Raw genomic sequence first — 19,850 nt, 5'->3', positions numbered from 1 at the left:
GGTTCCCGCGTGTATAAATATAAACGGTTGGCAAAAAACCAACCGTATTGAAAAGGTAATATTCCAAATTTTACTGTGTGATACTTAGCCAAGCTCAATTACATAAACCAGGAGAGCGATTACCACCAGGCAAAGTGCCAGAAACAGGATGTCTGCCTTCAGCCTGGATTGGTTTCGTGTTTTAACGTCGAGCACAACCCATGAAATTCTTTTATGTAAAACAAAGAATACTAACGGAGCTAATAATAAGTATAGTAAACTCATGATTCTTTTTTTTAAAGTTAAGATTCTGCAAGACAAACTCCAAAACTTACAACTGCAATAGCCACACCAATGGGACCTAGAAACCTTTTTGCAACAGCACCAAAAGCTCTGGCCATCGCTGCTTTCGACCAGGATGCAGCAGCAGATCCTCCTAAAGCCCACAAGGCATCTGCTCCTATAGCAACCATTGCGCATTTTACATAGGTATTCATAGCATTTGCAGAGCTAACAAATATATTTGGATAAATGTAAGCAACTTGCTGACCGTTTTCAATTTGCGATAAAGTCATTACAAAGGGGATCAGGTCCTGCTCCGTGCCGCCTTCTGTAATAATCATATTCTGAATTTCTGAATCAGTGAAGCCTTTGGCATACAGATACTGTTTCGCCTCCATTATTAACGGGTTAAGACTATTCATAACCGATTCTACCGGGATGTCTATTTGATACGAGGTATTTGTTTCGCTAGGTTCGTACGCTAAGTCAGCTTCAGATAAATTTATCAAATCTGACAGCGATTGAATAGAATTTGTATTCTGATACATTACGTTTGTTTCTGGTGAAACATTGGTAGGAAAATCTAAATAAACAGATTCGTATTCTGTAGGCTGTTCGTTCGCAGGCGCAGCACCACGAGCTGCTGTCGTATGTGCATTTTTAAAGGTTACAGCACCAATGACATCTTTATTCGACTTCAATGCATATATAAATTTATCCTTTGCCTGCCCACTTCGGCTACTTTCATAGTTAGCTTTTTGGCAGGAATCAAAAATAAACATGCAAAAAACAAGAAACAGATTTAGTGTAAAAAGCACGAACAATCCTTTCGCAAACTTTTTTACAGGTTGTAAAAAATGGTTTAAATTTTTCATGGCTTAAATTTTCAAGTTAGCCCTACTTTCAGATTAAGCGCTATTTCGGAATATTCCGCTGGTTGCAATTAATTTTCCGTTGTCACTACCTTTCGTAGGTGCACTCCTGGCATGGTGGTGTTTCCAATTATTTTCGCCACTTTAAATATACAAAAAATATATTATACTTAGGGCGGTTAGACAAATTTTTAGGATTGCTACTTCATCGTTTCAAAGCCATGCGTCTACCAAGAAATGACAATTTAAACGAATCAAAAAAGCGCCCCGGAAGAGCGCTAAAACAGGAATTGGAAACAAAGCACCTGGTTGTATACTCTTAGCAACCACCTCCTCGGGGAAGATGTTGATAAAGTACTTTACCATCCCGTTCTGCATACTCTCCCGATATGATCGGGTAGGCATATTTGGGTGCGTGTGATACGGCATGGCTCTTTATTATTATTTTGTCGTTCACCTTCAGCGTGGTTAGCTGCTGGGGCTTATCGTCAAACCTGAGAATATAGTCGGCACCGTCAATCCTGACCATCACCCCGAAACCCAGCCTTGACCCGGGCGGAAGAGAAAGAGCCGTTACCACGGCCTCCATATTGGTATAACCTTTAATGTGTTTGCGTATTTTGGCTTCAGCGGCATATACCTTTTTACCGGCAGGAGACGCTTCCCATGCTTTGTACTTTATCCCTTCGGGCGTAGCCTCCCATTGCTTCACTGCCGCCCTCCTTTCGGCATCAGTAAGTGGTTGCGGCGCCATCTTTTTAGGTGTTTCATTATTCTTTTCGCGATTGGCAAATACCAGCCCGCTTATTACCACCAGCGATACCATCAGTGCATAAGTAACTTTTTTCATGATTTTTGTTTGTTGGTTATTTTTTAAATCAATACCTCCACAAACATAAATACGGTGCATACGAATTGCCCGCAAAAGATTGTAAAATGATTTGTAAAGAATGTAAATTGATTGTAAATCAACACTATTAAGGGGGCGGTTAGAGTTATAAGTAGATTGATGAAGCGTCCCCGTGAGGTGAAACTGTTTGGTGAAAAACACAAAACAGGGCAAGGAATCAGTGCTATTGACTTCTTAACGAAGCATTACGAAGGATAAACCGTTTGGTGAAAAACACCAAACGGGGCAAGGAATCAATACTATCAGGAGGGGCGGCAGGGATATCAATAGATTGATGAAGCGTCCCCTGTTTGGTGAAAAACACCAACCAGGGCAAAGGAGGTTTTAGCGAAGGAGAAAAGTCGCTTTGTTTGCAACTGTGTCCGGATGGCTGTTAGTCGTGAAAGTCACTTGGTATCATTGTCGTTCATGGGTCAAATTTACGGTTTCGGTTGGGGGGTGGGGTGGATTAAAATGGCTTATAACTCAAAGATGACCGAAGCAATTCTGATACAAACTGGCGATCGAAGGTTTTGCCATTGCCATTTTTCGGTAGTAAGATATAGCCATCTTTAAAGTGTTTAATACTTCTCTGTAGCTGGCTAGTGAAGGAGTATTAATCAGGTCGAAATTATTTAGGTCTGCCTCTATTCTAAAAGTCAGCCTCATATCCATGCCCGTTCTTACCGTAAAATATGAGCCACTTGGCTAAAGAAAATACAATATGCAACTTGCTTTCTATAGTGTCTTCATCCACATCAGGCGGTAGTCTTTGCGTTTTTAGGTATGCGAGGTTATGCGTTAACGCCAGTTTATCAGCCACTGCCATCAGCCGGTTGCCATAGTCTAATGCATCGTTCGCAAACTTAGTTTCCCAGGCTTCGTTTACAAGGTCGTCGCCAATAATGTCAACACAATCCTGAAGAAACTGACCTCGGAATACATTTTCATCCTGCTCTACAGCAATGTACATGGGCACACCATCTTTTTCCTTTGCCAGTTCAATTACATAGTATCCATCGTATTGTTTGATGAACTGTTCCTGCGTCATCTCCTGTTCTGCCTGATTGTATTTAGCCATGATCCACAAATTTGCTTCTTCATCTCTCCCTACTCTTGGCGCTTTAATAGTTTCGTAAGAGGGAATTTGGTTGGCCTGCCATTCATCTAATAGCTCCTCCCGGGTTGGAACTTTTTTGCCTTTTAATTTGTCCCAAAATGAAGGCTGCGGTATTTTGTTCTGTTTCAGCATTTCAAAAATCTCCACAAAACGTTTTTCAAATCCGGGTTGGGGTTTTCCCATTGGCAGCATGTCTAGTCCCATATGTTTAGTTTAATGTATTCAAAAATAGTCAACACATTCGACGAAATTAGGCAGAAAGCTTACTACTAACGTTGAGCTGCGGGCTTCTTTCATCAATCATCTGCAGGCTTCCTTAACTTTTCATTTAGCAATTGTACAATTGCGCCTGTTCCAATTATTCTTGGACCTTCCCGAAACTCAAAGGCCATTCCTTCCTGTAACCGGTTTTTAAAATGATCTACTGCAATAATACGAATAGATGCCTCCACTTCTTCTCCCGGATTTACAACAGTTTTATTAATAAAAGTCTGCTCGCCGGAGGTTTGCATATCGTCGAAGCCGAACTTAATTTGTGGCCGGTATTTTGAAAATGCGGGAGTTTTGCGTCCGCCTTCTGATGTATCTAAATATTTAAGATCTGCCAGGAAGTCTATTTTTTCTAATTGCACTTGATAATAGCCAATAATGTTTTCGATGATCTGATCAAAATCCGATTGCTGATACACTTGTTGAGAAAGCCTGATCATTTCAACGAGGGAGCTCCCTGCCTCATATTTCCAGGCGCTACCGTCAGAAAGGTTAACGGGCTTGCTGTTGATTTTATTTGGTGTGAGTGGCGTACCAAAAAAATCTTTTGTTTCCTTGATGAATTCAGCAATGTTTATCTGACCCTCAGTATCCCAGTCGTTCATAGCAACTAACGAATAAAGATGCCATTTGCTTTATCGGATGCGTTGCAGGGTCAATGGCAATCAGAGCTTCTAATTGATGGATTGTTGTAAGTGGTGTTTTGTTGAGCATTTACTCTTATATATTAGCTAAAGCAGAATGGAAATAATCTAGATCTCCTTATTTTCAAAAGGTTACCTCAAATATAAGCGAAACAATCCTGTTACGTATTGCCCTAAAATTTTAGATATAGAATTCCAGGGTAATAATCTCCAAAACTTAACAGCAGCACAAAGCTGAAGTATGCACTTCAGCCCTGCTTTTGTTTATAACAAAGACGGTTACTGCCATTGATATTAGCCGGTAATTTTCAATGATTGTATCAGATCGTCTGCAATCACTAAATGATACGACAGCACAAGAGGGCTGCCGGGAAAATCACCCGAAACCTCTGCTTTTAAAACACTTTCCGCCCCTTTTTCTTCAAAGCCAACAGGTTTCATGGTGGCCTTGTACTTTTCGTTGGCTTCTGCAATCCAATCTTGTACGGCTGCTCTTCCCTGATGCGTTTTCCCTTCATCAAAAACCACGGCGGTTTCAGAAAAACATTGGGCATAGGCAACGCTGTCGAAGCTGTTTTGTGTGGCTACTAACCGGGCTATTGGGTTTGGTAAATTCATGATTTCAAATTTTAAGGTTTATTAAATAGTGGGCACCGTGCCACCGTCGATTACAAAATTGGTCCCTGTTAAATATTGCGCTCTTGACGATACCAAAAAGCCAACCAACTCTGCTACTTCCCCTGGCTCGGCTGGTCTGCCAAAGGGTATGCCGCCCAAAGCATTCATAACACTTTGTTGCGCTTCTGCTACCGTGCTGTTGGCATTTCTGGCAATCTCGCCCAGCCAGGCTTTCGATGCTGTCGTATTAATCCACCCCGGTGAAACCGTAAGCACACGAACACCTTTGGGCGTTACTTCGTTGGATAAACTTTTACTGTAATTAATTAATGCGGCTTTGGATGCGGCATAAGGTAACGTGGAATCATACAACGGCAATATGCCCTGGATGGAAGCGATGTGAATGATAACACCGGCTTTACGCGCGATCATTTGCGGCAGAAAGCCCCTGTCCAGCCGAACCGGCGCGAGCAAATTAGCCTGCAGGGTGTTTTCCCAATCTTCGTCCGACAGCGCGGCAAAGCCACCCGCAGGGGTTGATGATCCACCAAGGTTGTTAACAAGAATGTCGAGCCTGCCGTAAGTGGACAGCACTTCGCTAACTACCTTGGCGCTTCCCTCTGCTTTACTTAAATCGGCGGCTATAAAGTGCATGTTGCTGTTTTCCTGTTCCGGTGCATTTCTGGCAGTGATGATCACCTTGGCTCCGGCTTGCAGCAGCCGTTCTGCTATGGCTTTCCCCGCGCCTTTGGTTCCGCCTGTTACTAAAGCTATTTTGCCGGAAAGCTCATTGTTGAAATTAAAATCCTGTGTCATTGTTTATGTATTTAGGGCAAAAATGAGACTTATGCCTAGTTCTTACAAGTACGGAAATACGATTCACATAGGGATAAATTTATCCTCTATTGCGCCATTTGGAACATAGGTTTACATTTGTTGTATGTATGAAAGAAAGATCTTACCGAACCTGAATTGCGGTTTGGATTTAATAGGTGAAGTGCTGTATGGTAAATGGAAGATCCGTTTGCTGTGGTTTATCCACCAGGGACATCAACGCCCGAGTGAGCTGCAGCGAAAAATTCCTGATGCCACCCGGCGTGTGCTCAATATGCAGCTGAAGGAACTGGAAGATCATGAATTGATTCAGAAGAAAATTTACGCCGTAGTACCGCCAAAAGTAGAATACAGTTTAACGGAGTTTGGTAAAACACTGGTTCCTGTAATTGCCATGCTGGGAACCTGGGGCGATGAAAATGAAGCACGGTTGCGGGAGCTGATTTTGAGAAGGCTCGACGGGTCGCCGGCAGCATAAGGCTTTCTATCCCTCACAGTCCAACTGTAAGTCTGGTTGTAAAAAAGAACAGTTTCTTATTATACTACTTTCACCATTTTTGGTATTTCCAGTTGCAGGTTATAGCAATCTTTGGGGCATTTAATACTTAGTTGTAGCTGGTTACTTGACTACCTAATTTTTAATTTTCCATTTTCAATTTCCTGGTTTGCATTCATCAGTATTATGCCTCTTCGAATTTTATTGGTCGTTGCAATTTCTTTGTCAATAAAGCTTTTGAGTTTTCTTTGATCGAAACGGATGAGTGTCCAGTCTAATTTATGAGCCTCTCTTTCAATTTCAGGATTAAACAAATCTTTAGCCAATGCCCCCTTTTCGTTAAACCCCGTAAATGTTGACTGGTTAAGATATCCGTTTTGTATTCCACCAAAGTACAGCTGTTGTACTCCCCAACCATTGCTGGAAAACCTAAAAGTTTGTCCCTCACATTTTTCGGGATTTAGGTCGACTTTTCTAATGATATTCTTTGACCCGTCTAATGAATTCCATAAGCTAAGGCAAACGGCGTACTGTCTTCCATTTTCCAAATCAAATTTTTCGATAATTTCATTAGTTGAAAAATACTGTTTCAGCTCTTGTCCTGGTTCAGAATAATGATCAAAAACCTGGTAATTTGTTTCATCAAATATAAAGTCAAGTATTAGTTTTTTGTCGGCTGCCGTTCCGTAAAAGTCTGTTTGCATTATGGTTTATTTGTACACGGTTAATTCAAAAATATGCGAAACTATTCTCTCCCTATCAACTGTTGCATTAAAATTTCAATGCGCTATTAAACATTTGTCAGGTTATATTCACGCAGCCTGTTTTCTAATACGCCCATTTCAAACAGGTCTATTTTAATATGGTCCCCATCAAAGTCTCCTTCAATCTGTAAAAATTGGTCATGGTCGGTAAAAGTGATCATGCAAAGCCAGGGTAAACAATGGTCTTCTTTCCGGTTTTCGTTATAATTTACCTGGTATATATTGCTCACGGTTTTGCCGTTCAAGCCAGCCAGCCAGTTACCTAAGTTATGGTTGAGCTGAAAGTTCATATTTTCTTCCTTAGCTTTTCATTGAGCAATTGGTTGTGAGCGGTGTTTCGTCAGGCATTACTATTACATTATTTATATTCTTATTGCTATGAAAAAGGCGACCATTATATGAGTGCATGTATATAATTGGCCGTATCAATTAAACCCGCTTTTCTAAGTCGGTCTAATACTTCGTATTCATCCAGGTCTGGGTTTTTCCTGTTTAAAACCAATTCTCTGAAAGCCTCAATAGCCAGCGCCTGGTTTAAATCTATAATATCGGTAAGAAAGTCATCGGCCGATTTTACATCAACACCAAATGATGCCAGGTATCCAACCGGGAAATCTTTGAGATTATTGGTTACTATCACATTGGCATTGCATTTTATTGCAGCGGCCAAAACATGACAGTCTTTGGGATCGGGTAATTTAAGGCCTTGTATCAAACCGTTATATTTAGTTACCAGCGCATCCGGAAAAGCTAGGTTAGCCCTGGATACGCGTCGCTCTGTTTCTTCCAGGCTAACGCCTTTACGTATCATCACTTCTTTCCACTCATCAAATACATGGGTACTCCATTTAGGAGTATAGAGATCATAGTGTGCAAACCAAAATAGCAGGTCTCTTATCTCAACAGGATAAATTACATTGGTATCAAGTACTGCTATAAATCGTACGCTATGAATCATACAAACCGCTTTCTTCGTCAAAGCTCATGATGTCTGTAATGTGTTTCTTTTGCTCTTCTTTCATTTTCTGTTTATACTGAACAACATCTTCAAATTTAATGCGCCGATGCTTCCCAACCTTAGTAAAATCTAGATCTCCTTTTTCTAAAAGCTTAACGATATGTGGCCGGGAACATCCTAACAGTTCTGCCGCCCGTTGTGTAGTTACTTCAGTAGCGACAGGCACGAGGGAAATCATTTTTCCTGTACTCATTGCTTTCAGCATTTGTCCTAAAAACTTCAGGGCTTTAAGAGGAATCTTAATTTTCTCGCCTGTTTCTTCTATTTCTATTTCGGGGGTGCTTGATTTTAATTGTTCGATAACAGCGGCTAAAGCATCGTAGGATTCAATAGCTACTTTCTGTTCGGCCTTACTTACTTTTTCTATTGTCTCCATGATTTGTCATTTTGTTTACAACACAAAATTAAACGAAATAAACGAAACGGCAATGATTCCGCGGCTGCTTCAGTATTAGCAACCTAGTGGGTTTTGCATACACTTCGCTTCTTTGAGTTGATGTCTTCTCAACTAATTTCCCCGTGTTGAGCACTATGTAATAGTAATTGATTGATTTTTAGCGTATACCGACAGTAAACTGTATTTCTCATACCTTACCCACCCCTACCGCGAGTTCACAAACATTTTTCCTTCACCAATGAAGTTTTTTGCTTCGGCTGCGGGACGCCGACCTTCGCCGGCGGGAATAAAACCTTTGGCTTCCTGATGCAGACCTTCGCTGGCGCAATGAAAGGCTTCGCGTTCGAAGCTCCAAAATTAGTAGATCCAACCAGAAAGCTTCGCGCGTGCGTACAGGAGCTTCGCCAAATCATAAAACCATCGGGCGAACTTGGGTAAACACCCCTGGCACTCTGCTTTACAATGCATCAGCTCAGGTATTTACCGGGTTAACTTAGCTCGAACACAGGTGGGGCTATCTTACTACCGCAACAGCAAAGCCCCGGACTGCGATGGCAAATCCATAAGCATGGCGAACTCAGCTTTTTGATGGCCGAACGGTGTTGTGAACCAGACGGACCTGGCCTTGAGGTGTTTAGGCCTAGCCGGGAAGTACCCCTTCTATTGTGTTTTTTATTTCTTTTAAACAGTCTGAGTCAAGGAATTAACTGTTCTTATTACCCGATCAGGAGACCTATGTTCCCGTTACTTTTTAAATATCAAATCTATAATAATTCCAATAGCCACCGCTACTATAACAAAGCTAAGGCTGCCCAACAGGTAGGCAATTAAAGCCTTGATGTAGCTGGCGGCTTTTTTGGGATTGAAAAACTGGCCTATGGCCCAGGCAGAATAAATAAGAGCGGCAATACCCCCATACTGCATAAGGTTGAAACGGGTAACACCCTGTAGCAGCGCAAATACCGCAAAAAGCAACATACCAATGGCCATTACAAAACAAAGCAGTATGAGTATTTCGAAAATATTATAGCCGTATTTACGGAAGAAGATCTTTGTCCACCAGGCAATAAATACCCCCATGATGATATTGGCATAGCCATAATGCGCCTGCACCCAGGCGAATATAGCGGCGGTGGCGGAAGCCTCGTTTCCGTCGAAGCTCATGTACTCTTCTTCGATATGAAAGAAATGATTGATGAGCGAATAGATGAGCGAAGCAACAATTAAAAAAATAATGGGCTTTACCAGCCGGCTGCGGTTTTCTGAAAGGAAATGCCGCACGTTTTGCCCGGGCCGCAGGATGAGTTCACGGATAGTGTATAAAATGCCTTTTTCGAAATGCAGGATATGCTCTATTTCGTGGATGATATAATGAGAATCGACGCGTTTGAGTTGGGCGGGCTGACCACAGGCGGCACAATACTTACCGCTGAGCGGCTCGTTGCAGTTTTTACAGTTGCTCATGTATGTTTAGTTGTTCGTAAGGGTATGGATCTTTTGCCGCAGCTTGCGGGCATTGCCTGTAAAAGGTTTATGCCTTTGGGACCGGTAGCTTAAAAAGAGGGCAAAGATAGATTAAAAAGAGATCGAAGAATAAATGCCTGATGGTGTTTTAACCAATAAAAGCAGGGTGGTTGACAATGCAATGAAATGAGTTGGCAGGTTGATGAAAAACACCAACCCCGTCGAAAAATTTTTTGCTGTATTTTGGCTTTGACCTTTCAATATGGACAACATTACTATGCCTCACCAGCATTTCCGTTTTGCCAGTCAAGCAACTATCCGGTAGATTAAAAAAATCTTCTAGTTGAATATGTGGAGCTTGTCGTTTTATTTCAGCTAACAGGTAATAACGGTGAAAAAAGCCCGTCAGTACCACTATCCTTTTCGCCGGATATTTATCAGCTACCCTAATGATATTTTGAGCCATTGTTTTGTTGCGTAAATCCCAGAAGTCCGATAAATTTTTATACGCATCTCTCCAACTAATGGTAACACCGGAACTGGTGGTTACAAATCGCTGTATAAACTCCTTACGCTGATCGATTAATTTTTTTATTTCGTGATGCTGATAATATTGCCTGAGTTTTGCAATACTATCGGTATATAAACTATTAAATTCTGCAATCGGTTTTTCTGCATAAGCATTTAATGTTTTCGTAAGTGCATAATAGTTTTCAACAGTTTCAGACTGATCTTTACTTAACAATTTATTGTTATACAGGCTGTCTAGCAGTTTTTCAATTTTATTTTGGCCCTGTTTTATTCCTTTCTCTTTTCTATATGCATCCCTGTTTTCAAAATCAAAAGGTACCGCTGTAGTTGCGGGATGCGTTTGTATATACCTGGCCACAGCAACCGGTTCATTTTCCCTAGATGCATACTTAAGCCGGTATTGGTCATCAAAGGTTTTGTTAAACAAGCTGCTATCTAACTCCAGCAATATAATATCAGGCTTGATTCTTTCTAGAGCAGTCTCCAGGGTATCTGCGTTAAACTGCTTTGATGGATAATGCACATTGCCCATAATAGTAACACTATGGCTTTGTGCCATAGCAATACCATATAGAGCCAGAACGTTTACCAGAAGAACCGTGACGCATTTCATCTGATAATAATACGTGAAATAACATAAAATGTTACAGTTATCAACTGTATACTTATGATGAATATCATCTACGCCACTTGTATTCAATCATAAAAATCCTTCCATTGTTGCGGTTGCGGATAGGTGAGCTGGTAAATCGTCTGGTCCCTGGAAGATAGATTTTGAAAATAGTTGGTCCAATTAGTAATACAATCTTCGCCAGCGCCCATGCGCCAGAACATATCGGCTGCTTCTATACCGGGATATTTTACTCAAGGTGGTTCTGATGCATTTTCGAGTGGTTGAAAAGTTCCGAAATCTTTCAGGAAATCTCTTACTTCCATTAAGGCAAAACCTAGTAGGTTCTGGCCCTGCCAGGCATAAATATTATCAATATAGGGATCATCCTGTGCCAGGCCAATTCCCCAGATACGATCTACCGGGCTGGCTTCTACCAATATACTATCTCCCGTATTTGCAAGATACGCCGCCAGTTGAGGATGCTGGTTAAACTTATGGATGTTACCCGTCGTCACAATATTATATTTATGGTCGTTCCAGATTAGCTCATCAAACCCGATGATCTGGCGACCTAACGCTTTAGCTTCCGCTGGCGTATGGCTATCGATGATCTTATTAAACAGATCGCCATTGGCAAACAATACAGTCTTTTGTGCCATCATTCAATGCTCGGCTGTTTTATAAATGATGCCGCCTACAGTAAAGGGAAACTCGTACCACTGGCTCAGGCAAAATTTTCCAGCCGGTTGCTGGTCTTTATTGTTATGTCCCCAGAAATAGAGATAGGTTAAATCCTCACCGTTCTCAAATTTATCAGTTAGCCAGTTGATATTGTATGTTGACATCATACCCAATCGCAATTAGAAATTAAAACAAAATTATAGCTTCTCATTTAGCAACTGATGAAAACATTCTTTATCGGTAGGCTGAACTGTTATGATTTTATAGCTTTTATTATTCTCAATTTTTACCCCGGTAATTAATTCATATTCTTCAATAGCAGCTTCATCAATATGAATCACACCTTTACCCACTGGATGCCGGTTATCACCATTGTTCTTTATACCTGTTATCCAATACAGTTCCCCATTTTCAACGTCATAACAGTTACCATGCCCGTTTCCATGAAAAGCCTTTCCATTAAAATACAGCATCTTCCCGGTTTTTGAAAAAGATACATAGCCTATCCATGCCGGGCCATCATCGGAAAAACCTGTTTTAAGCTCAATATATTTTAGTTCGGTTTTCATTGCCCATTCTTATTCGAAAATACGTCTATGTGTCTAATGTTACATCATCCCATTCATCAGCATAATAAGTAAGCCAGTTAATGGCATAGTGACGCTCCATGATCACACTTAAATTTAATGAAGCTGGTATAGGTTCATCTTTCAGGCCAGCATTTCTTGTTGCCCAATGTAGTCGGTACACGAGATCAGACATATCAAGAATTGCTGAAGTGGGTCGCAACGTTACTTCATTAATGAAATCTGTCGGATCAGCTAAAAACTCAGGAAGTCTTTCGAAAATATCGTTAGGCTCAATTTCCTCAGTAGGAAGTGCCAGATCTTCAACTTTATGGATAGCCCAAAGCAATAACCAAATGGCTTCTGTACGCCAGGAAATATTAACCTCTTCCTGCCTCGTTAGCCTCTCTTTTTGGAACAGTTCTTTTTCAGCAGGCGACACTTTGTTCCAAAGAGCATTCGCTTTCAAAAATGCGATCACCTTAGAACCATCTGCAGGAACTTCTGATACATAATTCAAATAGGTTAAAATCAGAATCCGTTCTGCGATCTCCGGTGCTGTTCTCAGCCGGGCTTCCGTTTCCTCTTCAATGAGAGGCAAATGGTCTATATAGGGAATATTCAACTCTCCCAATAATGCTTCTGTTTCCAGTTTTCGCTCATCGGCTGTCTTCATAAATCAAAGTTTCTAATAGTCTGGTAGTTCATTTTTTAGCCCTTGCTGGTGTTTTTCACCAGCAAGCTTGAAGTATAGATCAAACCGCCTTAAAGCTATCGTTGGCGCTATCTTCCATCCAGTTGTATTCAATTTCGTTGGCTACTTTTCTGGCAAATTCAATTCCATACCGGTCACTCAAAAAACCTAAAGACATGTCGATTCCGGCGCTTACACCGGATGAGGTGTAGAATTTACCATCCACTACCCAGCGGGCGGTCTTATCCCATCGCACATGTGGTCCGTTACTGGCTACCCAATCGAAAGCCCTTTTATTGGAAGTAGCTTTTTTATGATCAAGCAAGCCTGTTCGGGCTAGTAGTGCACTGCCTGTACACACCGTTAACACATATTTACTTTGATCGCATACTACCTTTATTTTTTCTATCAACGAAGAATAACCGACTTCTTTGCGCGTGCCTAACCCGCCGGGAACTAAAAAGATATCTACCGGGTAGGTAATGGATTCAAGCATTACCGTTGAAAGAGATACGCCATGCCTGTTGCTTATTTGTCCTCCCTGCAACGAATAAAATTGTACGGTATATAAGTCAGTAAGCCTGCCGAATACTTCTACCGGCCCAAAAACATCCAGGGTTTCAAAATCATCAAAAAGTAGTACTGCCACATCCATTATCTTCTAAAGATACATCACTTATGGCTAAGCATGAGTTAGCTTAAGCAAATACAGCGTTATAACAAGGAATGATCCGGTAACCGATATCATTTACTTTTCTTATCGGCAGCCATCCCTTTTAAAATCATTTCAAGTGCCCATTTTAATAGGTCATTAGATTGCTTGTTATTAAGCTGGTTCACATCTTTATTAACAATCAACGGCTCAACACCGCAAAGCACAGTCACAATATTTTTTAAGTTCTCATAGTTCTTGCCTCCAATCTCATCATGAAAAGGCCGCATGACTACCTCAAGCGTTTTAGGACGCCGGCCGCCCCGGTGCGCGCTGGCCTTTTCGCCTTTAACCGATTTATCGAGCACCAGGCTCAGGTATTTTCTAAACGGCGTTTCGTGCTTTTGTATAAGAGTATTGAAGTAATCCTGTACATACAAGAGAGACTGTTTCAGGTCCATATCTTTTACATAAAAAGAAAAATCTTCCGGGTCCTTATTAGTCATGGCAATCGCTACATCCAGGCAAAGAATATCGATATTGGGATAATACCTGTAAATGGTGGCCCTGGAGATCTGCATTTTCACCGCAACATCTTCCAAAGAAAAGTCCTTCTTCGAAAGAAGCATTTTTTTTGCTGTTTCCAATATACGTTGCTGCGTTTTCAATTTCTGGTTGATGCGGCCACTCGATATGTTATCATTACTCATGAGACAAATATCTTATAAAAATTTTTGATTACGAAAACTAAGTTATACTTTCGTGAGACAAACGTCTAATAAAATAAACAAAAAAATGAAACCGAACAAAGAGCTGGTTTGCATGGGGCACCAAATTATTCTACACGAAACCTCAGGTGATTATGATTTAATGGAAGGCATCAGTGCACCGGGCGTACCTGGTCCTCCTCCACATTATCATCAGGGTTATCATGAACTTTTTATGGTAATCGAAGGTGAAATGGAATTCCTGATTGGCGACAAGGCTGTCACCGTTAAGGCAGGTTCAAGCATCGATATACCAGCTAATACACTCCATACCTTTAAAAATTCGGGCACTGAAAACTGCCGCTTTATGAATGTGCATAGCCCCAAAGGCTTTATGTCTCTTTTTGAAAAATTTGGCATTGATGCAAAAGAAGAGAATGCATTTGAAAAATCGGTAGCACCCCAGCTATTGGGCAACCTGGCGCGGCAGTCGGCCAGCTATGATATGCATATTATAATAGGATAGCCTTCAGGATATTATTTTGCCTTCTTAATCAAAAAATACAATACCCCTTAGCAGCACAGGCTGCAGATGCTCCATACCTGGAAACGAATCAATGCATAAAAAAAGCTTTGCGCATTTGCAAAGCTTTTTTACATTTTAAGACTAAATGCGCTAACCCGTTACTGGGTAGGATTCTGTGTTAATGTTCCCGGATAAGAATTAATGGCATCTTGCGGGATATAATAAACCACCCGGTAATCTGTAGGCGCTATAGCTTCAAACTGCTGATGAGGGCCAGGGTAGCGCCGGGTTAGAGAGCCGCCATTGCGAAACACATCATAGCTGCGCTCTGCCTGGAACGCAAGCTCCAGCTGGCGTTCCTTATCTATCCGCTCGCTTGCGTTAGAAGCATCAAGCGAGGCATAGCCGCCACCAACAATGGATCGTGTACGAATGGTATTCAAATCGGTTAATGCCATAGCATAATTACCCAGTTTGGCATAAGCTTCGGCCCTGTTTAGATATACTTCTCCCAACCTGCTGATCAGCGGGGAGTGAAGATGCGAATCCTCGCCTTCGCGCGAACATTTTACAATATAAAACTGCGGGTAAACACGATTAAGAGAAATGAAATTATCAATAACACCGGTATACGTTTTCCCGTCTTTATACAATATGGAATAAATTTCCTGCGCCGCATCAACCGGGGTGAGCGTGTAGGTAACATCGCCTTCTTTACAGGTTATATTGCCTCCATTGCGTGTAATAGTTGCCTGTACATAATTGAGCACGGTAGGACCGTCTTCTTTAATAAACCTGAACACTTCAGCGCCACCAGCCGCATAGGTAGGCTCAATAAAAGCTGCCCGGGCATCTACAATTTTGTATTTGGTGGAACGCCAGTCGTTACGCCCGGTTTCATTCAGTAAAGCAATATGCTTTGCACTGGCATACATCTCACCCCAACCCATTCCGCCAATGTTGGCATACATGCCACCTACTCCATAGTAGTGGTCGAACCCAGAAAATTCTGAAGCCACCCGTTTTACCGCGAATATGGTTTCGGCATTATTCTCTGGCTTCAGCGTATTATATTTCATAAACTGCTCGCGCGGCAGTAAAGAATAGTCGCCTGAGCTGATTACTTTATTCGCATAATCAACAGCCAATTGAGCATACTCTCTGTTGGGCGCCTGGTAGGTGCCGCTCATATACAGGTAAACGCGTGATAACATGGCCTGGGCTGCACCCTTTGAAGCATACACGGGGCCGCTCTTTTTGGTCAGTAATGTTTCAGCTTTCTTCAGGTCGCTGATCACCTGCTCATAAGTAGCTTTTACGGTGGCTCGGTCGGGCAGCTCCAAATTGATTACATCGGGAGGCGTTCCGTTAACAATAGGCACTCCCAAATTGGTTTCAGGATTTTGATAGTAGGGTCGCCCGTAAGCGCGTACAAAATAAAAATATAACATGCCCCGTATATAATAGCATTCTCCCAGGTTATTATCGATATCTGCACTTTTCCCTTCCTGGATCATACTAATAACATTGGAGGCCTGCGCGATGGCTTTATAACCCGAGTTCCAAAACTGGTTTAAGCGGCCGTTATTGGGGGAGCGGGAGAATGATATAAACTCATAAAATGCATCAGTAGAGGAACCCCTGATCATAATATTGTCTCCCGCGTACTCACCACATCGATGCATGGGATCGGACCAAGCCTTTAATTGTGCATAAGTACCATTTAATAAAGACTTCAGGGAGGCCTCGGGATCGGTAACGATTCTGTCTGTATCCATCGACCCGTAAGGATACCGGTCTATATCACAAGAGGTGAACAGCGCCGATATAAGTAATATGATAAATATCTTTTTCATTCGTATATCTGTTTATATTGATTGTTTTCGACTGCTATCTTTTTAGCTATGTCATTGGTAAAGATGGATGCCGGATCAGTTTAGAATGACACATTTAACCCAAACATATACCTGCGGGTTGCAGGATATACCGATGGACCGGTAGAGCTTAAAACAGCACCGTCGTTGGCCGGGATCTCAGGATCCACCCCTGAATAATTAGTAATAACAAACAGGTTTTCACCAGCAAAGAACACACGCAGGTTATTAACGTGAAACCGGCTGAGTTTAACGTTGTAACCAACGGTAAGTGAGCGTAACCGCAGGAAATCCCTGTCTTCAAGATAGCGAGACGACATTTGATTGGCCTGGCTGTTATTGTTATACCGGGCTACAGGATGAGTCGCTATATCGCCTGGTTTCTGCCAACGGCTCCATTCGGGCATCAGCTTCATCTGGTTACGGTCGGTATAAGTTCCGTCGGCATCATACTCCTGTCTTGAATAGTTATAAATTTTACCGCCTACCGCGTAACCAAATACTGCGTTCAGATCAAATTGTTTGTATTGCAGCGCGGTAGAAAATCCGCCGAAGAAACTGGGAGAAGCCCTGTAGAGCTTTTCAAAAGTAGCCTGTGCATATCTTGAGGTAGTGTCGCGTGCCGTTTCGTTGCCGTTGGCATCCCGCTGTACCTTATACCAAAGAGGCGAACCATTCTCCGGGTTTACCCCAGCCCACTCCTTCAGGTAATAAGTGTCAACCGGGCGACCGGGTTCTAATACACGTTGTGCAGAGCCTGCTATGCCTAAACCGTCTCCAATGATTACAGGTTTTACCGAATAAGTACCATCTGCATTTTTTGTAGGATACAATTTGGTAAGCTGATTGGTATTGTGGCCCAGGTTTACATCGAGACTCCATAACCAGTCTTCATTGCGAATGATATCTCCCCCCAGGGAAACTTCTATCCCTTTGTTATTCATCTCGCCTATGTTTCGCCAAATGCTGGTTACGCCGGTTAACCCGCTTATGGGCACCATGTATAATATGTTATCGGTATTCTTATTGTAATAATCCAGTGTCAATCTTAACCGGTTGCTGAAAAAGGCCCCATCTACGCCTACACCTGTTGTGTAGGTTCGCTCCCAGGTAAGATCTTTATTGCCGATCTGGCTGATAAGCGCACCCGGATCTTCGTTATAGCTGGCGGCTGTTGATACAGAATAAAGACTATACTGCGGATATAGGGTATTGGGGCGATTGCCTGCGGAGCCGTAAGAAGCACGGAGTTTTAAAACATTTACCCAGTCGGCATTAAACCAGCGCTCCTTATTAATGTTCCAGCCTGCACTAACTGAAAAGAAGTTGCCATACTTGGCATTGTCTCCAAAGTTAGAAGCGCCATCCCTGCGTAAAGACGCTTCCAACAGGTACCTGTTATCATAGGTATAGTTTGCTTTGGATAAGTAAGATTGAACAGCCCATTCATTAATATTTCCTTTTGTACGCTCAGGCTTTGCCACCACATCCAGCACCTCAAAACCAGGAATAAAGCCGGTACCATATACGTCAAGCGTTTTGGCATAATAGTCGTTAAATTCATAACCGGCAACGGCATATAAAACATGACGGTCCCATGTTTTGTTTACCGTGAACATCTGGTTGGTATACCGTCTGGCATATTCATCTCTATAATCTGTTAAGCGTCCTTTTACATTTAACCCTGAGTTGGAGCGCGGATCGCTGTAACCACTTGCTGAATAAGTGTTATACCTGTAGCTGTTTACCGAGGAAAACGTAAGCCAGTTGGTAAGCTTTACCTCAAAGTCGAGGTTACCCATTAATTCGTAGTTTTTGTTTTCGGAATGATCCCACTGCAAATCGTAGAGGTAATTGGTTCCAGCGCTATTTACCCAAAGGCTGGAACGATGTCCCACCAGGTTGCCCGCAGAATCGTAAGGACTATCCCATGGGAAGTTAGAGTACATGGCTGTTGTAGAATACTCGCGGTTTTTCACATGCCGGTAAGAACCTACAATCGCTGGCTTCACCTGTAACCATTTCAGCGGCTTGTATACCTGTGTAAGCCGGGCATTATACCTTGTGTAGTCGTAACCTTTTACTGCTCCTTTTTCATCGTAATAACCAACAGAAAGGTACGACTGCAGCTTCTCGGTTCCGCTTGCGATGGAAACATTGTGATTTTGGGTGAACCCATTTTGTACCGCCAGGTCCCACCAGTCGAAATTGCTGTTGCGCAAATTAGCATTCCAGCGCGGGAAGGAGATGGTACCTGCATTTGCGAACGATGCGTAATAATCGTACAGCTCCGCTCCGTTCATCATCTTCAGGTTACCATTAGTAAGTGTGCTTACACCCATGCGGGTAGAATAGTTTAAGCTTGTTTTGCCAGCCCTTGCTTTTTTTGTAGTTACCACCACCACGCCGTTCGCTCCCTGCGAACCATAAATGGCTGTAGACGCGGCATCTTTAAGGATGGTCATCGTTTCAATATCATCGGGGTTTAAATCACCCGCACCCGAACCCACAATCACCCCGTCAATCACCCATAAAGGACTTGTAGTGCCGCTTAAAGTTGCCTGGCCTCTTATCACCACTGCCCCTCTTGACCCGGGCCTGCCGGAGCCAGGTGCTACAAATGCGCCCGAAACTTTACCATTCAACATATTCTCAACCGAAGGCGTGGTAATATCCCGCAGCTGATTTCCGGTAACTGTTTGCAAGGCACCAGTTAAACTCCCTTTTTTCTGTACACCATAGCCTACTACTATTACTTCCGACAAACTTCCCTGGGTGGCCTGTAGTATAAGATCTATAATGTCCTGCGCGCCTACCGCTATTTCCTGCTCCTGGTATCCAACACGTGAAAACACCAGCACATCACCTTCGTTCGCATTAATAGAAAACCTGCCCGTTGCAGACGTAACAACGCCGGTACTTGTTCCTTTAATAACAACCGAAACACCTTCAAGTGCTGCACCGGTATTATCGGTTACCAGTCCGGTTATTGTTTTAGCCGTGGTTGCTGCCGCTGATAAAGGCAAGTTTTCAGTAATAACCACCCTATTGCCCGAAAGCTGTTTCCACGAAAGATTTACACCCGTTAAGATTTTGTTCATTACATCTTCCAGGCTGGCCTTGTCGGCATAAACCGAAGTAAAATGTTTTTGAGGCAATACATCGCTGGAGAAATAAAAGCGGTAAGGAGATTTTTTTTCAATCTTTTTAAATATCTCGTTTAATGACACATGCTCTTCCCTGAGGCTAATGGACTGCCCGTAGTTTGTAGCAGAGACCTGCAATGCCAGGCCAAGAAACAGAAGAGATAATTTCATGAAAAAGAGGATTTTCCTAAAGCACAGGCGTACAGCCCTCGC

The 19,850-nt window shown here is 42.4% G+C and carries 23 protein-coding genes; 2 read left to right on the top strand and 21 right to left on the bottom strand.

Annotation, left to right across the window (positions count from 1 at the left end; translation table 11 throughout):
* Window positions 1-84 precede the first annotated feature (84 nt).
* From U0035_RS14210 to U0035_RS14180, 7 genes are all read right to left on the bottom strand, one after another.
* Window positions 85-264 carry a hypothetical protein gene (locus U0035_RS14210; RefSeq protein ID WP_114790427.1) on the bottom strand — a complete coding sequence of 60 codons (180 nt, stop codon included), beginning with the start codon at window positions 262-264 and terminating at the stop codon, window positions 85-87.
* Between the two features lie 17 nt (window positions 265-281).
* Window positions 282-1,136, bottom strand: coding sequence for a hypothetical protein (locus U0035_RS14205; protein WP_114790426.1), 855 nt, complete (start codon window positions 1,134-1,136; stop codon window positions 282-284).
* Window positions 1,137-1,452: 316 nt separating this feature from the next.
* The gene (locus U0035_RS14200) at window positions 1,453-1,983 is read right to left on the bottom strand and encodes a hypothetical protein (protein ID WP_114790514.1); all 531 of its coding nucleotides are present in this window, start codon (window positions 1,981-1,983) and stop codon (window positions 1,453-1,455) included.
* Window positions 1,984-2,674: 691 nt separating this feature from the next.
* Entirely contained in the window at window positions 2,675-3,346 is a 672-nt protein-coding gene (locus U0035_RS14195) for a hypothetical protein (RefSeq protein WP_114790425.1), read from the bottom strand.
* Window positions 3,347-3,438: 92 nt separating this feature from the next.
* On the bottom strand, window positions 3,439-4,017 hold the full coding sequence (locus U0035_RS14190) for an EF-Tu C-terminal domain-related protein (protein WP_114790424.1): 579 nt from the start codon (window positions 4,015-4,017) through the stop codon (window positions 3,439-3,441).
* A gap of 333 nt (window positions 4,018-4,350) precedes the next feature.
* Complete coding sequence (locus U0035_RS14185; RefSeq protein ID WP_114790423.1) at window positions 4,351-4,674, bottom strand: nuclear transport factor 2 family protein; 324 nt, start codon at window positions 4,672-4,674, stop codon at window positions 4,351-4,353.
* A 21-nt stretch (window positions 4,675-4,695) separates the two neighbouring features.
* A complete protein-coding gene (locus U0035_RS14180; protein WP_114790422.1) occupies window positions 4,696-5,490 on the bottom strand; it encodes an SDR family oxidoreductase in 795 nt (264 codons plus the stop codon).
* A gap of 124 nt (window positions 5,491-5,614) precedes the next feature.
* On the opposite strand from U0035_RS14180, the gene U0035_RS14175 reads away from it, so the two are divergent.
* Window positions 5,615-5,986 carry a winged helix-turn-helix transcriptional regulator gene (locus U0035_RS14175; protein ID WP_114790421.1) on the top strand — a complete coding sequence of 124 codons (372 nt, stop codon included), beginning with the start codon at window positions 5,615-5,617 and terminating at the stop codon, window positions 5,984-5,986.
* A 149-nt stretch (window positions 5,987-6,135) separates the two neighbouring features.
* Here U0035_RS14175 and U0035_RS14170 read toward each other — a convergent pair whose 3' ends face one another.
* The 12 genes from U0035_RS14170 to U0035_RS14115 all read right to left on the bottom strand — a co-directional run bounded on the left by U0035_RS14170 (window position 6,136) and on the right by U0035_RS14115 (window position 14,094).
* The gene (locus U0035_RS14170) at window positions 6,136-6,708 is read right to left on the bottom strand and encodes a hypothetical protein (protein WP_114790420.1); all 573 of its coding nucleotides are present in this window, start codon (window positions 6,706-6,708) and stop codon (window positions 6,136-6,138) included.
* An 86-nt stretch (window positions 6,709-6,794) separates the two neighbouring features.
* Entirely contained in the window at window positions 6,795-7,058 is a 264-nt protein-coding gene (locus tag U0035_RS14165) for a hypothetical protein (RefSeq protein ID WP_114790419.1), read from the bottom strand.
* Between the two features lie 104 nt (window positions 7,059-7,162).
* The gene (locus tag U0035_RS14160) at window positions 7,163-7,726 is read right to left on the bottom strand and encodes a PIN domain-containing protein (RefSeq protein ID WP_114790418.1); all 564 of its coding nucleotides are present in this window, start codon (window positions 7,724-7,726) and stop codon (window positions 7,163-7,165) included.
* Window positions 7,716-8,162 carry a helix-turn-helix domain-containing protein gene (locus U0035_RS14155; protein WP_114790417.1) on the bottom strand — a complete coding sequence of 149 codons (447 nt, stop codon included), beginning with the start codon at window positions 8,160-8,162 and terminating at the stop codon, window positions 7,716-7,718. Before U0035_RS14155 ends, U0035_RS14160 begins: the two co-directional genes overlap by 11 nt.
* A 765-nt stretch (window positions 8,163-8,927) precedes the next feature.
* The gene (locus U0035_RS14150; protein ID WP_114790416.1) at window positions 8,928-9,647 is read right to left on the bottom strand and encodes a DUF3667 domain-containing protein; all 720 of its coding nucleotides are present in this window, start codon (window positions 9,645-9,647) and stop codon (window positions 8,928-8,930) included.
* A 148-nt stretch (window positions 9,648-9,795) separates the two neighbouring features.
* Window positions 9,796-10,737 carry a hypothetical protein gene (locus U0035_RS14145; RefSeq protein ID WP_114790415.1) on the bottom strand — a complete coding sequence of 314 codons (942 nt, stop codon included), beginning with the start codon at window positions 10,735-10,737 and terminating at the stop codon, window positions 9,796-9,798.
* Between the two features lie 305 nt (window positions 10,738-11,042).
* Window positions 11,043-11,453, bottom strand: coding sequence for a riboflavin biosynthesis intermediates N-glycosidase (ybiA, locus tag U0035_RS14140; protein ID WP_211316393.1), 411 nt, complete (start codon window positions 11,451-11,453; stop codon window positions 11,043-11,045).
* Entirely contained in the window at window positions 11,454-11,639 is a 186-nt protein-coding gene (locus U0035_RS14135) for an NADAR family protein (protein ID WP_211316392.1), read from the bottom strand.
* Between the two features lie 30 nt (window positions 11,640-11,669).
* Window positions 11,670-12,041 (bottom strand): hypothetical protein, encoded by a 372-nt coding sequence (locus U0035_RS14130; protein ID WP_114790414.1) that lies wholly within the window; start codon window positions 12,039-12,041, stop codon window positions 11,670-11,672.
* Window positions 12,042-12,066: 25 nt separating this feature from the next.
* The gene (locus tag U0035_RS14125) at window positions 12,067-12,714 is read right to left on the bottom strand and encodes a DUF4272 domain-containing protein (RefSeq protein ID WP_114790413.1); all 648 of its coding nucleotides are present in this window, start codon (window positions 12,712-12,714) and stop codon (window positions 12,067-12,069) included.
* A 79-nt stretch (window positions 12,715-12,793) separates the two neighbouring features.
* Window positions 12,794-13,381 carry a DJ-1/PfpI family protein gene (locus tag U0035_RS14120; RefSeq protein WP_211316391.1) on the bottom strand — a complete coding sequence of 196 codons (588 nt, stop codon included), beginning with the start codon at window positions 13,379-13,381 and terminating at the stop codon, window positions 12,794-12,796.
* Between the two features lie 95 nt (window positions 13,382-13,476).
* Window positions 13,477-14,094, bottom strand: coding sequence for a TetR/AcrR family transcriptional regulator (locus U0035_RS14115; protein ID WP_114790411.1), 618 nt, complete (start codon window positions 14,092-14,094; stop codon window positions 13,477-13,479).
* Between the two features lie 85 nt (window positions 14,095-14,179).
* On the opposite strand from U0035_RS14115, the gene U0035_RS14110 reads away from it, so the two are divergent.
* Window positions 14,180-14,617 carry a cupin domain-containing protein gene (locus U0035_RS14110; protein WP_114790410.1) on the top strand — a complete coding sequence of 146 codons (438 nt, stop codon included), beginning with the start codon at window positions 14,180-14,182 and terminating at the stop codon, window positions 14,615-14,617.
* Between the two features lie 158 nt (window positions 14,618-14,775).
* On the opposite strand, the gene U0035_RS14105 is transcribed toward U0035_RS14110, so the two are convergent.
* Entirely contained in the window at window positions 14,776-16,473 is a 1,698-nt protein-coding gene (locus U0035_RS14105; RefSeq protein WP_114790409.1) for a RagB/SusD family nutrient uptake outer membrane protein, read from the bottom strand.
* Window positions 16,474-16,553: 80 nt separating this feature from the next.
* The gene (locus U0035_RS14100) at window positions 16,554-19,808 is read right to left on the bottom strand and encodes a SusC/RagA family TonB-linked outer membrane protein (RefSeq protein ID WP_114790408.1); all 3,255 of its coding nucleotides are present in this window, start codon (window positions 19,806-19,808) and stop codon (window positions 16,554-16,556) included.
* Window positions 19,809-19,850: the final 42 nt, after the last annotated feature.

This window comes from Niabella yanshanensis (assembly GCF_034424215.1).
Classification (GTDB): domain Bacteria; phylum Bacteroidota; class Bacteroidia; order Chitinophagales; family Chitinophagaceae; genus Niabella; species Niabella yanshanensis.
This window is presented reverse-complemented; position numbering and strand designations above follow the sequence as displayed.

Excerpts from the sequence above, each read along its gene's own strand:
- U0035_RS14100 (WP_114790408.1), bottom strand. The coding sequence starts at position 19,808 with ATGAAATTATCTCTTCTGTTTCTTGGCCTGGCATTGCAGGTCTCTGCT.
- U0035_RS14165 (WP_114790419.1), bottom strand. The coding sequence starts at position 7,058 with ATGAACTTTCAGCTCAACCATAACTTAGGTAACTGGCTGGCTGGCTTG.
- U0035_RS14105 (WP_114790409.1), bottom strand. The coding sequence starts at position 16,473 with ATGAAAAAGATATTTATCATATTACTTATATCGGCGCTGTTCACCTCT.
- U0035_RS14145 (WP_114790415.1), bottom strand. The coding sequence starts at position 10,737 with ATGGCACAAAGCCATAGTGTTACTATTATGGGCAATGTGCATTATCCA.
- U0035_RS14115 (WP_114790411.1), bottom strand. The coding sequence starts at position 14,094 with ATGAGTAATGATAACATATCGAGTGGCCGCATCAACCAGAAATTGAAA.
- U0035_RS14185 (WP_114790423.1), bottom strand. The coding sequence starts at position 4,674 with ATGAATTTACCAAACCCAATAGCCCGGTTAGTAGCCACACAAAACAGC.
- ybiA (WP_211316393.1), bottom strand. The coding sequence starts at position 11,453 with ATGATGGCACAAAAGACTGTATTGTTTGCCAATGGCGATCTGTTTAAT.
- U0035_RS14135 (WP_211316392.1), bottom strand. The coding sequence starts at position 11,639 with ATGATGTCAACATACAATATCAACTGGCTAACTGATAAATTTGAGAAC.
- U0035_RS14125 (WP_114790413.1), bottom strand. The coding sequence starts at position 12,714 with ATGAAGACAGCCGATGAGCGAAAACTGGAAACAGAAGCATTATTGGGA.
- U0035_RS14195 (WP_114790425.1), bottom strand. The coding sequence starts at position 3,346 with ATGGGACTAGACATGCTGCCAATGGGAAAACCCCAACCCGGATTTGAA.
- U0035_RS14200 (WP_114790514.1), bottom strand. The coding sequence starts at position 1,983 with ATGAAAAAAGTTACTTATGCACTGATGGTATCGCTGGTGGTAATAAGC.
- U0035_RS14190 (WP_114790424.1), bottom strand. The coding sequence starts at position 4,017 with ATGAACGACTGGGATACTGAGGGTCAGATAAACATTGCTGAATTCATC.
- U0035_RS14130 (WP_114790414.1), bottom strand. The coding sequence starts at position 12,041 with ATGAAAACCGAACTAAAATATATTGAGCTTAAAACAGGTTTTTCCGAT.
- U0035_RS14155 (WP_114790417.1), bottom strand. The coding sequence starts at position 8,162 with ATGGAGACAATAGAAAAAGTAAGTAAGGCCGAACAGAAAGTAGCTATT.
- U0035_RS14150 (WP_114790416.1), bottom strand. The coding sequence starts at position 9,647 with ATGAGCAACTGTAAAAACTGCAACGAGCCGCTCAGCGGTAAGTATTGT.
- U0035_RS14170 (WP_114790420.1), bottom strand. The coding sequence starts at position 6,708 with ATGCAAACAGACTTTTACGGAACGGCAGCCGACAAAAAACTAATACTT.
- U0035_RS14205 (WP_114790426.1), bottom strand. The coding sequence starts at position 1,136 with ATGAAAAATTTAAACCATTTTTTACAACCTGTAAAAAAGTTTGCGAAA.
- U0035_RS14175 (WP_114790421.1), top strand. The coding sequence starts at position 5,615 with ATGTATGAAAGAAAGATCTTACCGAACCTGAATTGCGGTTTGGATTTA.
- U0035_RS14210 (WP_114790427.1), bottom strand. The coding sequence starts at position 264 with ATGAGTTTACTATACTTATTATTAGCTCCGTTAGTATTCTTTGTTTTA.
- U0035_RS14110 (WP_114790410.1), top strand. The coding sequence starts at position 14,180 with ATGAAACCGAACAAAGAGCTGGTTTGCATGGGGCACCAAATTATTCTA.
- U0035_RS14160 (WP_114790418.1), bottom strand. The coding sequence starts at position 7,726 with ATGATTCATAGCGTACGATTTATAGCAGTACTTGATACCAATGTAATT.
- U0035_RS14180 (WP_114790422.1), bottom strand. The coding sequence starts at position 5,490 with ATGACACAGGATTTTAATTTCAACAATGAGCTTTCCGGCAAAATAGCT.